The organism is Pseudonocardia sp. ICBG601, assembly GCF_020496245.1.
In genome coordinates this window covers 56917-71546 of sequence record NZ_JAHLJA010000150.1, presented here as the reverse complement: position 1 = coordinate 71546, position 14630 = coordinate 56917, and the positions used below count along the sequence as shown (strand labels likewise).

Genomic DNA, 14630 nt, shown 5'->3' with positions numbered 1-14630 from the left:
TCCCCAGCGACCCCGGAGAGTGAGTACGTCCATGACGGAGTACGGCCTGAAGCGACACTTCGACAGCGGGGCGGCCCGCCTGCTCGGCGACCTGGTGGCACAGGTGCACCCGCCGTTCGACCTCGACGGCTACGTGGCCGAGGTCGGGGCGCTGGTGCCCCCGCTCGAGCTGAAGGACCGCGTCCGGGTCCTGTCCGACGGCCTGCGCACCAGGCTGCCCGGGGACTACCCGCAGGCACTCGCGATCCTGCTGTCGGTCCTCGGCGACGAGCTCGGCGAGGGCGAGGGCATGTTCAACACCAGCTGGTACCTGATGCCGGTGGCCCGGTTCGTGGAGGACCACGGCCTCGGTCATCCGGAGGAGTCGCTCGACGCGATCGAGCAGATCACCCGCAGGCACACCGGCGAGTACGCGATCCGTCCCTACCTGGACCGCCACCACGACGCCACGATGGACCGGGTGCGGTCCTGGGCCGGGTCACCCAGCCTCAACGTGCGACGTCTGGCGAGCGAGGGCATCCGGCCGCGGCTGCCGTGGGCCCGGACCCTGCACCGGTTCGTCGAGGACCCCGCTCCGGTGCTGGAGGTCCTGGAGGTGCTGCGCTCGGACCCGTCGCCCTACGTCCGCAAGTCGGTCGCGAACAACCTCAACGACATCGCCCGCGACCACCCGGACTCCGTGCTGGACGTGCTGGAGCGCTGGGCGGTGGAGAGCCCGACCCCGGAGACCGGGTGGATCAGCAGGCACGCGCTGCGGGTGCTGGTGAAGAACGGGGACCAGCGGGCGCTCGCCCTGTCCGGCGTGACCGGCGGGGAGCACGTCCGGGCCGACCGGCTGGTGCTCAGCCCGGCCACCATCCGGCTCGGCGAGTCGGTCACCCTGCGCGCCGAGATCCGCAACACCGACCGGCGGGCGCACACCGTCGCCGTCGACTACGTGGTGCACCACGTGCGGGGCAACGGGCGGACCCTGCCCAAGGTGTTCAAGCTCGCCGCGGTCGAGCTCGGGCCCGGCGAGAGCCGGGTACTGGAGAAGCGTCACCCCGTCCGCGAGGTCACGACCCGCCGGTACTACCCCGGCACCCACGTCGTCGATCTCCAGGTCAACGGGCGGGTCGTCGCCGGCGACGGATTCGAGCTCGTCACATGACCGGCCGCCGCACGGTCACCGCCGAGGACCCGGTCGTCGCCGACCACCGCATCGGCGGGGTGGGGGTGCTGCCGGCGGCGGCCCAGATCGACCTGATGCTGCAGGCCGTCGGCGCCGGGCGGTCGTCGCGGCGGTGGTGGCTCGAGCACGTGGTGCTGGCCGAGCCGCTCACCGTCGGCGACGGCGGGGTCGAGCTCGGCGTCGACGTCGCCGACGACGGTGCGCTCGCCCTGCGCTCGCGCCCCGCGGCCGACCCGGTCGCACCGGCCCGGCTGCACGCCCGCGCCGTCGCCGCCGGCGCCCCGCTGCCCCCTCCGACCTATCTCGACACCGCCGCCATGGAGGCCTCCGCCGGACCGGAGACCCCGCTGGCGGTCCTGGACGGGTGGCGCGCGGGGAGCGGGATCGCCTACGGGGAGCGGTACCGGGTGATCCGCTCCCTGCGCCGCGACGGCGACCGGCTGTTCGGGGTGCTGCGCCCCGCGGCCGCCGAGCCGGGCGCCGTCGTCGACCCGGCCGTGCTCGACGCCGTCCTCCAGGGGCTCGGGCTGCTCGACGACGGGGCGGCCGGTCCGTGCCTGCCGTGGTACATCGGGCGGGTCACGGTCCGGCGCCCGGTCCGCGGCACGCTGCTCGCCCTCGTCGAACGGACCCCGGGCGGCCCGGACGCGGCAGGGTGCCGGGGCAGGGCGACGGTCTGCACCGAACAGGGTGAGGTCGTCCTTGAGCTGGACCGGATCGTGCTGCGGGCCGTCCCCGGCGGTCCGGACCGGCCCGCCGTCCCCCGGCCCCGGCCGGCCACCGGGACCGCGCCCGGTCGCCCGCCCGGTGCGACGACGGTCCCCGGCTGGCGTGCCGCGACGGCTCCCCCGGCGCCGTCGACGCCCCCGCGGACGCTGGTCCTGGGTCAGGTCCCCGGGCCCGCGGGGCCGGTCGGACGTCTCGGTCTCGACGCCGTCGCCGACGGGACGTTGCGGGCCCGGCTGGCCGACGACCCGCCGGGGCTCGTCGTGTACGCCCCGGCCGGTGGCGAGGACCCCTCGGCCGTGGTGCAGCAGGCGGCCGCACTGGTACGGGTGCTGGCCACCGCGCGGCCGTTCCCGGCACTGACCGTGCTCACCCGGGACGCCCACGGCGTGCGTCCCGACCCGTCCCACACCGCGCTGTGGGGACTGTTCCGCTCGGTGCGCACCGAGCACCCCCGGACACCGGTCACGCTGGTCGACCTCGACACGTCCGCGCCGACGGCACCGCCCACCGTCCCGTACGACGGCGGCGAGCACCGCTTCCGCGACGGGGCGCACCTGGTCCCGCACGCGAGCCCGGCCGGCCCCGCGGAGGGGCCGCCGTTCGAGCCGCGGGGACAGCGGGTCCTGGTCACCGGGGGTCTGACCGGGCTGGGGCTGCTCACCGCGGAGCGGCTCGCCGCACTCGGGTGCGCACACCTCACACTCGTGGGGCGCACCCCGCCCGCGGGCGGGCGGGCGGCCCGGGTCGACCGGCTGCGTGGGCGGTGCGAGGTACGGGTGCTCACCACCGACGTCACCGACCCGGACCCCGCTCTGGGCCGCGACCGCTTCGACCTGGTGGTCCACGCGGCCGGGGTGCTGCGGGACGGTCTGGCCCGGACGCTCACTCCTGAGCGGATCGCGCAGGTCCTGGCCCCCAAGATCTCCGGTGTGCAGGCACTCGACGCGCTGTTCGACAGCGACCACCGCCCAGGTGCGGTGGTCCTGTTCGGCTCGATCAGCGCGGTCCGGGGGAACCTGGGGCAGAGCGCGTACGCCGCCGCGAACGCCTTCCTCGACGGCTACGCCGCCCGCCGCCGTTCCGACGGGGAGCGCTGGTGGAGCCTCGACTGGGGCCTGTGGAACGCCGGGATGGGCGAGGACGTGGTCGCCGCGGCCGCGGCCCGCGGCATCCCGGCGCTCGAACCGGACGCGGGTCTGGCCCTGCTGTCCGAGGTGCTGGGCCGCCCGCCCGGCCAGTACGTCCTGTCCGCACCCGCCCGACCGAAGGACGAACCGATGACCAGCACGCTGGGCACCACGGAGGCGTGGACGTCCGTGAGCTCCATCCTGACCTCCACGATGCACCTGCCCGCGGTCGCGCCGGGCGACGACCTGCTCGAGCTCGGGCTGGACTCGATGATGGCCGTCGAGATCACCGCGGGCCTGGCGAAGGCGGGCTACGAGGTGGACCCCGCACTCCTGTTCGAGCTCACCCGGGTGCAGGACCTCCTCGACCACCTCGGACCGCCCCCCGCCGCGACCACCACGCCCCTCGCCCCACCCGCACCGGTCGCCACGCCCACGCCGGTCGCCACGCCCGCGGCCGGCGGCGGGCCCTCGCCCGTCTCCGCCACCGGCGGGCCGGACCCCGCGCCGCAGACCGGCGGGACCGCCCCGCGGGACGAGCGGTCGACGACGCCGGACCCCGCGGCCTTCCGGCCGGACTGGGACCGGTTCCGGACCGGGCCGGACGGGTCCGCCGCCCCGTCGCCCGCCGTCGCGGTCTCCGGAGCCTCCGGTCCCGCGCAGGCCCCCGTACCCCCGCCGGCCGCCGTTCCCGCGTCTCCCGCGGGCGGGCCGCCCACGGGCTCCGCGCCGGGCCCGCGGACCGCCGGGAGGGACACACTCCCCGGGCCCGCGGCGCCGGCGCGCCGCCCGGAGCCCCCCACGCTCCCGGCCGCGCCCGCGGGCGTCCCGGGACGCACCCTCCCGGGCAGGCTGACCGACCGGCCGTCCGGCGGGTTCCTCGACCGCCGCATCGACGACCTGTCCCGGGAGGACAGGGCCGTCGTCGCCGAGGGCCGCTACTTCTACGAGCCGGTCGTCGAGGAGGAGACGGGCTCCTGGATCCGCTTCGACGGTCGGTGGTACCTGAACTTCGCCTCCTACAGCTATCTGGGCCTGATCGGGCACGACTACATCGGGGCCCGGGTACAGGAGGCGGTGCGCCGGCACGGCACCGGAGCACACGGCGTCCGGCTGCTGGCGGGGACCCTCGACCTGCACCGCGAGCTGGAGCTGGCGATCGCCCGGTTCCTGGGCACCGAGGACGCGATCGTCTACTCCAGCGGCTACATGGCGAACGTCGCCACGGTCGGCGCGCTGGTGGGGCCCGGTGACACGGTGATCGGCGACGTCTACAACCACGCCAGCATCCTCGACGGCTACCGGCTGTCGGGGGCCCGGGTCCTGACCTACGCCCACAACGACCTCGACGACCTCGAGCGCGCGTTGCGCCAGGCCGGCGACGGCGGGAGGCTCGTCGTCACCGACGCCGTGTTCAGCATGGACGGCGACCTCGCCCCGCTGCCGGGCATCGTCGAGCTCTGCGAGCGTCACGACGCCCCGCTGATGGTCGACGAGGCCCACAGCATGGGGGTGCTCGGGCGGACCGGCCGCGGCATCACCGAGCACTTCGGCATCGTCCCGGAGCGGGTGGCGATCAAGATGGGCACGCTGTCGAAGACCGTTCCCAGCGCGGGCGGCTACGTCGCCGGATCCGCGGACCTGGTGTTCGCGCTGAAGAACAACGCGCGCGGCTGGATGTTCTCCGCCGCCGTCACCCCGGCGAACGCGGCCGCCGCGCTGGCCGCCGTCGAGGTCATGACGGCCGCGCCGGGGATGGCCGAGCAGCTGCGCCGCCGCACCGGGCGCTACCGCGACGCGCTGCACCGGCTCGGCTTCGACACGTTGAACAGCGAGTCGCCGGTGGTGCCGGTGCTCTGCCGCGACGACGCCCAGGCCCAGGACCTCGCCCGGCTGTGCCAGGCCGACGGCGTGTTCGTCCAGCCCATCGTCTACCCGGCGGTGCCGCGCAGCCTCCCCCGGCTGCGGACCATCGTGAACCTGTCCCACACCGACAACGACATCGATCTCGCCGTCGAGGTCCTCGCCCGCGCCGGCCGCCGGCTCGGGCTCGTCTGAACCGTCCACTCCGTCCCGAAGGGAATCATCATGAGTGAGATCAACGGCAAGGCGTTCTTCGGTGCCGTGCTGCGGGCGGTGGCCTGCACGCGCAACCACAACGACGACACGGCCGAGTACGAGGCGGGGGTCATCGCCCCGGCCGGACGGATCCGCGAGATCGAGGCCGAGATCGGCGACCGGGCACCGACGACGTCCGAGGCCGAGCAGGTGCTGGCGCTGCTCGACACGGTCCTGACCACCAAGCGGACCCCCGCTGCGGACCGGGAGTTCCACACCGGGCACATCTCCCGGGTCTCCGGCGTCTCGGTCGTCCGCGCCGGCGCGGCGGTCTGAGATGACCGCGGGTGGGCCGGCCGGGCCGCCACCGGCATGGTTCTCGCACGAGTTGTGCTTCTGGCACGACCCGGGCGCGGGCAGTGGCCACCTCCCGGTCGGCCCGGGGGTGGAGCCGCTGCGACAGTTCGCGGTCGACCCGGACCTCCGGCGTGCGGAGGGGCTCGTCCGGCTGTCCGGTGTCCTCGACCGGTTCACCCGCCACACCCCCGCACCCGCCCCCGACGCGGACCTCCTCCTCGTCCACACCCGCGCCCACGTCGACCGGGTGGAGGCCACCTCCGCCCGGGGCGGCGACGCCGGGGTGTACGCCCCCGCGGGGCACCACAGCGCGGCCGCCGCCCGTCTGGCCGTCGGTGCCTGCACCGCGGCCGTCCGGGAGGTCCTGGCCGGTGGGCACCGGCGCGCCTACTGCCTCGTCCGTCCACCCGGCCACCACGCCGAGCCCGACCGGGCGATGGGGTTGTGCCTGTTCAACAACCTCGCCGTCGCCACCCGGGTCGCCCAGCGGAACGGGGCGCGCCGCGTGCTCGTGGTCGACCTCGACGTCCACCACGGCAACGGCCTGCAGCACGTGTTCTGGGAGGACCCGGACGTCTGCTACGTGTCGCTGCACCAGGACGGACTGTTCCCGCCCGCCTCGGGGACGGCCGCCGAGACCGGGTCCGGTGCGGGGGCGGGCACCACGGTGAACGTGCCGCTCCCGGCGGGCACCGGGCACGGCGGGTACCTGGCGGCGATGGAGACGGTCGTCGCCCCGGTCGCCCGCGCGTTCGCCCCGGACCTCGTTCTGGTCGCGGCGGGGCTCGACGCCGGCGCCCACGACCCGATGGGCCGGATGATGGCCACCAGCCGCACCTTCCACAGCGTCGTCACCTCGCTCTGCGAGCTGGCGGACGAGCTCTGCGCCGGGCGCATCGTCCTGGCCCACGAGGGTGGCTACTCGGCCTGGTACCAGCCCACCCTGCTGCTCGCGGTCGCCGCCGCGGTCGCCGGTCTGCCCGCTCCGGACGACCCGTTCCTGCACTCCCTGGAGAACCTGCCGGGACAGCGGCTCGCCGCGCACCAGCGGCGCGTCCTCGACCACCTCCGGACGCACCACCCGCTGCTCTCGGCCGCGGCGGTGGCGTCGTGACCGGGTGGCTCACCGCGCTCGGACGACGGTCCGGCCGTACGCACCGGCCGGAGCCCGTCGGCCGGATCGTGGTCCTGCCCCACGCCGGTGGATGGCCGTCGGCCTTCCGGTCCTGGATGGAGCTCGTCCCGGACGACGTGGAGCTGCTCGCCGCCCAGCTGCCGGGCCGCGGGACACGGTCGGCGGAGGAGCCGCTCCGCCGGACCGGGCCGATCGTGGCGGCCCTGGCCGACGCGCTCGCAGCGCGCGACCCGCTGCCGACCGTCGTCGTGGGGCACAGCTTTGGCAGTGTGCTGGCCTACGAGCTCACCCGCTCGCTCGAACGACGCGGAGCCGGGCCGCGGCTCGTCGCGGTGTCGGCACGGCAGCCGCCGTGCTTCCCGAGCAGGCCGCCCTACTCCCACCGCCTACCCGACGACGAGCTGGTCCGGCACGTGCACCGCATCGGCGGGGCACCGGACGGCGTCGCCGACGTGGGAGGGCTGCTCCGCCCCTCGCTGCCCGCCATCCGGGCGGACCTGGAGGCGCTGGAGACCTACCGCCGCCCACCGACCGGTACCTCGGTCCCGATCGTCGCGCTCTGCGCGACCGACGACCCGATCGTGATCGCCGAGCGCATGTTCCTCTGGTCGGTGGAGACGACGTCCGGCTTCCGTCGCCTGTCGTTCGACGGAGGACACTTCTACCTGTACCGGCGCCCCGTGGCGGAGGTGGTCGTCCCGGTCCTGGTCGACGCGCTGCGCGGAGACCCGGGCGTGGAGCCGACCGTCACTCAGGCGGTGGCGTCCTCGGCGTAGAGGGCCGCGAACTCCGCCGTGGGTTCGATGGGGGTGATGACGTCGACCAGGACACCGTTCGGGTCCGCGACGATGAAGTGTCGCTGCCCGAACGGTTCGTCCCGCAGCTCGAGCTCGGCGGGCACACCGCCGTCGAGGACGACCCGCTTCCACTCGGCGTCGACGTCGTCGACCTCGATGTTCACCAGCAGGCCCTGTACCGGCCGCCGGTAGGCGCTTGGCAGCGTGGGGTGGTCGTGGGCGATCAACGCGAGCTCGAACGGACGCGAGCCGGGTGACCGGAGGCTGACGTACCAGTCGGCCTCGAACGTCGTCTCGAAGCCGAGGCGACCCACGTAGAAGTCCTTCGACTGTTCGATCTTCTCCGTACACAGGACCGGATACACACTGGCAGGCCGCATGACACTCCCCGTCGTCCAGAAGACCCGACGATCATAGCGAGGGACGCGGCGTCCGCTCCGTCCCGGATGGGCGATCTCGACCGGGCGCACCGCGGCCGTGGCGGTCGCGCGGCTACGCCGCACCCTGTCCGTCCGGCCCGACGGAGACGGGACCTGCGGTGGTCGGCGCCGCCCTCCGCCGGCCCGGCCCGCGCCGGAGGCCCCGGTTCAGGGGCGGCTGCGGGCGACGAGTTCCTCGATGGCGCCGACCACCTGGCCGGGGGCCTCCTCGGGCACGAAGTGACCGGCACCGGCCGCCCGGACGTCGAGGACGTCGGCCGCGTCGCCGACGAGCGGCCGCACGGCTGCCGCCATGTCGGGGATCGAGCCGTGCTCGGCGGAGACCGCCGCGACGGGCACGTCGATCCTCCGGCGGGCCGCGAGCTCGCGGTTCTGCCTCGCCGACTCCGGCGCGGCCCGGTAGTAGGCGAGGATCGCCCGGACCCCGCCGGCCGCGGCGAACAGACGCGCGTACCGGTCGATGTCGGCATCGGAGAACACGTCGGCCGAGGCGGCCTTGTGGGTCAGGAACCAGGCCACGTAGTCCCGCTCGTGCCCGCTGATGAGCGTCTCGGGAAGGTCCGGCACGAGGTTGAAGGCGAAGTGGGCGAGCTTCTGCGCGCTCGCGGGATCGAGGGACACGCTGGTGGGGAGGCTGACGCCGGGGATCCCGGCGTCGAGCAGGGCGAGGCCGAGCAGATCGGGCCCGTCGCCGGCCGCTGGCGCGTCGAGGGCGTAGGTCACGGCGACCCACGCCCCGATGTCGTGGGCGACGAGCCAGTGCTCGCCGACCCCGAGGATCTCGACGGCCCGCCGCACGACCCGCGCCACGCTGCGGGTGTCGTAGCCGTCGGCGGGCCGGTCGGAGTGTCCCTGCCCGGGCAGGTCGAGGGCCACGACCCGGTGGGCCCCGGCGAGGACGGGCATCACCAGGCGCCAGGCCCACCAGGTCTGCGGCGCGCCGGCGAGGAGGACCACGGTGCGAGCCCCCGGGACGCCACCGTCGACGGCGTGCAGCGACACCCCGTCGACGTCGACCATGCGGTGGGTGAAGCCCTGGAGAACGTCGAACGGGACGTCGACGTCACTGTGAGCGGGTGCGGTCATCGTGCTCTCCTCCCTGGGAGGACGAGCCTATGGCATCTTGAACTGATCAGTCCAAGATTGTGCCCGGGACGACGCGACAGGAGGTGCACGGCGGATGGCAGGACGCAAGCAGTTCGACGTCGACGCGGCACTCGATCAGGCGATGACGGTCTTCTGGGAGCGCGGGTACACCGCCACCACCGTCGATGACCTGACGGCGGCGACGGGACTGGGCCGCAGCTCGCTCTACGCCACGTTCGGGGACAAGGAGGCGCTGTTCCTGGCGTGCCTCGAGCGGTACGCGCGACGCTACGGCGAGCTCTACGACGCGGCACTCGCGAACGCTGCGGAGGATCCGTCCGAGGCGGTGGCCGCCTTCTTCGACGTCACCCTGGACCGCATCGCCGATCCGTCACGTCCCGACGGCTGCCTGGTGGCACAGACCGTGATGACCGCACCGTCGCTGCCCGTCGCGGTCGCCGCGCGCGCGTCCGCGCTCGTCGGCCACCAGCGCGGGCGGCTCCGGAGGGCCCTCGACAGCGCCCCGGTCGCGTCCGCCCGGCGCGACGACCTCGCCCTGCACCTCGCGGCGGTCAACCAGTCGCTCGCCGTCCTGAGCCGGGGCGGTGCGGCCGCCACCGACCTGCGTGCCGTCGTCGCCGTCGCCCTCGTTCCCGTGCAGCAGGCGCTGGCAGCGGTTCCTGGCCGGTGTGGCGGAACCGAGCAGTAGCCGCATGCCGACCCCACCCGAGGAGGCATCGTGTCGACCGGAGACCGAGGTCCAGCAACCTGCCGAGTGAGCCCGACGCATCCGCCAGGTCGGCGACCGTCAGCTCACGCTTCTGACGGAGGACGCGACAGGATCAACCGGCCGAGACCTGCCTCGGTCGAGGATCGGCCGACCGCGGCGCCTCGTCCACACCCCGCGCCACTGTTGAAGCAGTCGAAGGGCGTCCCACGGCCGTCCACGTGACGGTCGTCGTACGTCGCCACCACGGGCGCGTCCACACGGATCCGGTCGGTCGACAGGGCGTCCGCCGCCTCGTCCGCAGTGAACCCGTACCACCTGCCGCGTCGACCGTGGGCGATCATGCGACGCCCACGGTCACGACGCCGGCGCCGCCCCGGCGGCACCGACGGCCGTGGTGGGGCGGCGGGGCGTGGTCGCCGGCACCTGCGTGGACCGTGGGCCGAGCAGCGCCCGCGACCGTGGAGCCCGGCCTCGTCGATCGACCCGTGTCGACGGCGCACTCCCCCGGCCCGCCGGGGGCCTCACGGGACGAGTGCATACCGTCCGACCGCTCCCCGACCCCGCCGACGCCGGGGCCCGACGCACCGCCGGTGACGACGGCGACGGAACCGTTGATGTCCATGTTCTGTCTGTTTCCTTCCGGGTGGGGAGCGGGTGTCAGAGGAGCTCGAGGATGGTGGCGTTGGCCTGGCCGCCGCCCTCGCACATGGTCTGCAGGCCGTAACGGATGCCGTTGTCGCGCATGTGGTGGATCAGGGTGGTCATGATCCGCGCACCGGAACCACCCAGCGGGTGACCCAGAGCGATCGCGCCGCCGTTGGGGTTGAGCCGCTCGGCGACCGAGGCGTCCTCACCGGCGATGTCGGCCAGCCAGGCCAGGGGCACCGGGGCGAAGGCCTCGTTGACCTCGAACGCACCGATCTCGTCCAGCGACAGACCCGACCGCGTGAGTGCCTTCTGCGTCGCGGGGATCGGGGCGGTCAGCATGATGACCGGGTCGGCACCGGCCAGCACCGCGGTGTGCACCCGCGCGATCGGGGTCAAACCCAGCTCCGTGGCCTTCTCACTGGTGGTCATCAGCAACGCGGCCGAGCCGTCGGAGATCTGCGAGGAGCTCCCCGCGTGGATCACCCCACCCTGGTCGGCGTCCTTGAACACCGTCTTGAGCTGGGCCAACCCCTCCAGGGTGCCGCCCCGGCGGACGCCCTCATCCGCCGAAACGCCCGCGATGGGTGCGATCTGGCCCTCGAAGCGGCCGTCGTCCTGCGCCTGCGCGGCACGCTCGTGCGACAGCAGCGCGAACTCGTCGAGCCGGGTACGGGAGAAGCCCCACTTCTCGGCGATCATCTCCGCGCCGACGCCCTGGTTGGGGGCCACGCCGTAGCGGGCGGCGAAGTCCGAGCCCAGCGGGTCCTGCCCCTGGCTGGAGGAGAACATCGGGACACGGGTCATGGACTCGACACCACCGGCGACGGCGACGTCGTACTGGCCCGCGATCAACCCGGCCGCGGCGAAGTGCACCGACTGCTGGCTCGACCCGCACTGCCGGTCCACGGTCACACCGGTGACGGTCTCGGGGAACCCGGCGGCCAGCGCCGCGTTGCGGCCGATGTCGAAGGTCTGCTCGCCGACCTGGGACACGCAGCCCCAGATGACGTCCTCGATGTGGGCCGGGTCCACACCGGACCGCTCCACCAGGCTGCGCAGCACGTGCGCCGACAGGTCGGTCGGGTGCACCCCGGCCAGTCCCCCCTTGCGCCTCCCGACCGGCGACCGCACCGCCTCGACGATGACCGCATCCCGCACGACTACCTCCAGAGCTCGATGTCAGGCGGTTCCGGGCGCACCACGAGCGATGCCGCCGGAACCACCGGATGATCAATGACGTCGTCCGTCATGTGTTGCGTGGTGCAGCCCGGCCCGGGCTCGTCACGCCGCGACCTGCTCCGCAGTCCCCGTCGACGCCGGGGGACGCCGGCGGTCGGTGAGACCGCTGCGCGGCACCACCGCCACGAGCAACGCGGCGGCGAGGCCGACGACCGTGAAGGCCCAGAACACCCCGCCCGCCCCCGCCGGGGTGGCGATCACGATCCCGACCATGATCGGGCCCACCACACCACCCAGCCGGCCGAGGCCGGCGCACAGGCCGAGCGCGGTGCCCCGGGCGGCCGGGGGGTAGTAGACGCCGGCGAAGCCGTACACCGCCGACTGCGACGACGAGCAGAACCCGATGACCAGCACGATGGCGAACACGACCGCCTGGACCGGTGCGAGGGTGAGCGACGCGACGGCGGCCGCCCCGGCCAGGAAACCGGAGGCGATGACCCGGCGGGACCCGAAACGGTCCGCGAGACCGGTCAGCACGACCATCCCCGCCGCGCTGCCGAGGTTGAACGCGAGCATGAACGACAACGCGGATCCGAGGTCGTAGCCGGTGCTGCGCAGGATCTGGGGGATCCAGGTGTTCATCCCGTAGGCGACCAGCAGACCGAAGAAGCTGATCAGCGGGAACAGCAGCGAGGCGACGCGGAACCCGGGCGCGGCGAGCAGCTGCAGCGCCGAACGACGAGCGGCCGGGGCGTCGCCACCGGCCACGGCCAGGCCGGACTCCGCGCCGGTGCCGATGTCGAACCGGCGGGCCAGCTCGGCCGCCTCGTCGTGCCGGCCGCGGGCGACGAGGAAGGCGAGCGACTCCGGCAGGTTGCGGTAGGCGACCGCGAACAGCACGAGCCCGATCAGGCCCGCGGCGCCGAAGAGGGACTGCCAGCCGAACAACGGGATGACCACGATCGCCACCACCGACACCAGCGCGCCGCCGATCGGGAATCCGGTCTGGACCACGCCGTTGTAGAACTGGCGGCGGTCGATCCGCACGTACTCCATGGTGAGGGCGATGACCGTCGGGAGCGCACCACCGAAGCCGAGACCGGCCAGGAAGCGCAACAGGCCGAAGATCTCCAGGCTGGGGGCGATGGCGCACAGACCGGTGAAGACACTGAAGCTAGCGACGCAGGCGAGCACGATCGGCCGCCGCCCGACGATGTCGGTCAGGTAGCCGGCCAGCATCGCGCCGATCATCATCCCGAACAGGGACAGGCTGCCCACGAAGCCGGCCTCGACCGTCGTCATGCCCCACACCTGCTCGCCGAGCAGGACCGGCAGGACGGCGCCGAACATGAGCAGGTCGACGCCGTCGAGGACCGTCACCGCGAGACAGGTGAACACGACCGTCCGGAAACCGGCGCTCCGTGTGGTGGATCTGGACATCGTTGTCCTCCGTGTACGTCGGTACGACCGACCGGGAAGGGGCGCGGAATCGCCGAGGGACCGCCGGGCACACGCGCTGAGCCGTCGCGGCGCCCGGCCGGGAGCAGCCGCCGGAGGCACGAACTCGCCGTGTACCGGACCGCCCGACTCACCTTATGGTCGTAGATAAAACGCCGTCAAGGGCGATCCGGACCAACCTCGCACGCCCGACGAACCGTCGGCCGGGCAGCGTCATGAGACTGTAGACGTCATTTGTCTCACGTGTCACTCTGGACAGGCGAGCGCCGGCCGGGTCGCACCGTTGCGGCCGCCGGAGCGCTCGCCGGAGCGGAGGATGCAATGCCGCAGCAGCCCGGACAGTCGATGCGTGAGGTCATCGACCGGAGTCCCGTTTCCTGGTTCCAGAAACGGACCGTCCTGTTGTGTTTCCTGCTCGGCCTGGCCGACGGGTTCGACGCACTCGCGATCGGCTACCTGCTGCCGGCCATGGCAGCGGAGTGGGCGGTGCCGGCGTCGACGTTCGGACCGGCGATCACGATCGGCCTCATCGGCATGGTCGTGGGCACCACCGTGATCGCACCGCTCGCCGACCGGATCGGCCGGCGCACCGTGCTCCTGGGCTCGACCCTTCTCTACGGCTCCGCGACCGCCGTCATCCCCCTGGTCTCCACGGTCGGCGAGCTGGCCGCGGTACGGATCGTCGCGGGCATCGGGCTCGGCGCGGTGGTGCCGAACCTCGTGGCGCTGTCGGCCGAGTACATGCCGGCCAGGGCACGCGGGAAGGCGGTGCTCGTCGTCCTGTGCGGCATCACGATCGGCGGCTTCCTCTGCGGCATCGTGGCCGGTGCGGCGGTCCCGACACTGGGCTGGCGGTCGGTCTTCCTGATCGGTGCCGTCCTCCCCGTCGTACTCGTGCTGGTGTGCTGGCGACTGCTGCCCGACTCCCTGGGCATGCTCGTGCGGCGGGGCAGGCACGACCGCGCCCGTGCACTGCTCGGCCGCATCTCCCCCGAGGCCGCCACGGTGCGGCTCGACGACCCCGCGGCCGGTCCGGCCCCCGCCCGCACCACCCGGATCCCGGTCCGCGCCCTGTTCACCGGGGGTCTCGCGCCGGCGACGACGCTGCTGTGGATCACCTGGTTCGCGACCTACGTGATCGTCTACTTCCTCTACAGCTGGCTGCCCACCCTGCTCGGCCAGGTGGGCGTCGACCCCGGCGTGGCCATCCTGGCCATGTCGCTGTGCCTGCTGGCCAACACCGTCGGCGGCCTGACCCAGGGCGTGATCATCGACCGCCGCCGCGACTACGCCTCGCTCACCGTCGGCCTGCCGGTCGCGGTCGTGGTCATCCTCGCCGTACCGGCGGTGTTCGACCAGCCGGTGCTGCTGACCGTCCTGATCTGCCTCATCGGCTTCTTCGCCGTGGGCGTCAACCAGGCCCTGTCGACCATCACCGCCGAGATCTACCCGCTCGACATCCGGGCGACCGGTGTCGGCTGGTCCTTCGGCGCCGGGCGGATCGGGTCGCTGATCGCCCCGCTCGCCGGCGGGGCGCTGATGGCCGCGGGCGTCGCCGGCGGCGTGATCTTCCAGCTGATCGCCGTCCCGGCGGCGATCGGGGCCGTCTCGCTCGCCCTGCTCGTCGTCCGCGTGCACCGCGCCCGCCGGGCGACGGCCCCCGCCGCGGCCGGGTCCACCGCCGCGACGTCCTCCTGACCCGTTCCCGACCGACC

11 protein-coding genes are annotated in these 14630 nt (G+C 73.8%); 7 read left to right on the top strand and 4 right to left on the bottom strand.

The genetic code is table 11. The annotated features are described in order from the left end of the window. Positions 1 to 31: 31 nt before the first annotated feature. From KPL57_RS46175 to KPL57_RS46155, 5 genes are all read left to right on the top strand, one after another. Positions 32 to 1150 (top strand): DNA alkylation repair protein, encoded by a 1119-nt coding sequence (locus tag KPL57_RS46175; RefSeq protein ID WP_226356792.1) that lies wholly within the window; start codon positions 32 to 34, stop codon positions 1148 to 1150. Next, positions 1147 to 5085: a bifunctional SDR family oxidoreductase/pyridoxal phosphate-dependent aminotransferase family protein gene (locus tag KPL57_RS46170; RefSeq protein WP_226356791.1), complete on the top strand. Its 3939-nt coding sequence runs from the start codon at positions 1147 to 1149 to the stop codon at positions 5083 to 5085. Before KPL57_RS46175 ends, KPL57_RS46170 begins: the two co-directional genes overlap by 4 nt. Positions 5086 to 5115: 30 nt before the next feature. Further along, a complete protein-coding gene (locus tag KPL57_RS46165; RefSeq protein ID WP_226356790.1) occupies positions 5116 to 5421 on the top strand; it encodes a hypothetical protein in 306 nt (101 codons plus the stop codon). A 109-nt stretch (positions 5422 to 5530) separates the two neighbouring features. Next, entirely contained in the window at positions 5531 to 6556 is a 1026-nt protein-coding gene (locus tag KPL57_RS46160; protein WP_226356789.1) for a class II histone deacetylase, read from the top strand. Beyond that, on the top strand, positions 6553 to 7353 hold the full coding sequence (locus tag KPL57_RS46155; protein ID WP_226356788.1) for a thioesterase II family protein: 801 nt from the start codon (positions 6553 to 6555) through the stop codon (positions 7351 to 7353). Before KPL57_RS46160 ends, KPL57_RS46155 begins: the two co-directional genes overlap by 4 nt. On the opposite strand, the gene KPL57_RS46150 is transcribed toward KPL57_RS46155, so the two are convergent. Together KPL57_RS46150 and KPL57_RS46145 are read right to left on the bottom strand one after the other, a co-directional pair. After that, positions 7329 to 7739 (bottom strand): VOC family protein, encoded by a 411-nt coding sequence (locus KPL57_RS46150; protein ID WP_226356787.1) that lies wholly within the window; start codon positions 7737 to 7739, stop codon positions 7329 to 7331. The genes KPL57_RS46155 and KPL57_RS46150 overlap by 25 nt on opposite strands. Positions 7740 to 7961: 222 nt before the next feature. Beyond that, complete coding sequence (locus KPL57_RS46145) at positions 7962 to 8900, bottom strand: alpha/beta fold hydrolase (RefSeq protein WP_226356786.1); 939 nt, start codon at positions 8898 to 8900, stop codon at positions 7962 to 7964. A gap of 94 nt (positions 8901 to 8994) precedes the next feature. Here KPL57_RS46145 and KPL57_RS46140 point away from each other — a divergent pair, with 94 nt between their 5' ends. Further along, on the top strand, positions 8995 to 9609 hold the full coding sequence (locus KPL57_RS46140) for a TetR/AcrR family transcriptional regulator (RefSeq protein WP_226356785.1): 615 nt from the start codon (positions 8995 to 8997) through the stop codon (positions 9607 to 9609). 678 nt (positions 9610 to 10287) lie between these two features. Here KPL57_RS46140 and KPL57_RS46135 read toward each other — a convergent pair. Both KPL57_RS46135 and KPL57_RS46130 read right to left on the bottom strand, forming a co-directional pair. Continuing rightward, entirely contained in the window at positions 10288 to 11436 is a 1149-nt protein-coding gene (locus tag KPL57_RS46135; protein ID WP_226356784.1) for an acetyl-CoA C-acyltransferase, read from the bottom strand. Between the two features lie 123 nt (positions 11437 to 11559). Continuing rightward, the gene (locus KPL57_RS46130) at positions 11560 to 12897 is read right to left on the bottom strand and encodes an MFS transporter (protein ID WP_226356783.1); all 1338 of its coding nucleotides are present in this window, start codon (positions 12895 to 12897) and stop codon (positions 11560 to 11562) included. Between the two features lie 339 nt (positions 12898 to 13236). On the opposite strand from KPL57_RS46130, the gene KPL57_RS46125 reads away from it, so the two are divergent. Next, on the top strand, positions 13237 to 14613 hold the full coding sequence (locus tag KPL57_RS46125) for an MFS transporter (RefSeq protein ID WP_226356782.1): 1377 nt from the start codon (positions 13237 to 13239) through the stop codon (positions 14611 to 14613). Positions 14614 to 14630: the final 17 nt, after the last annotated feature.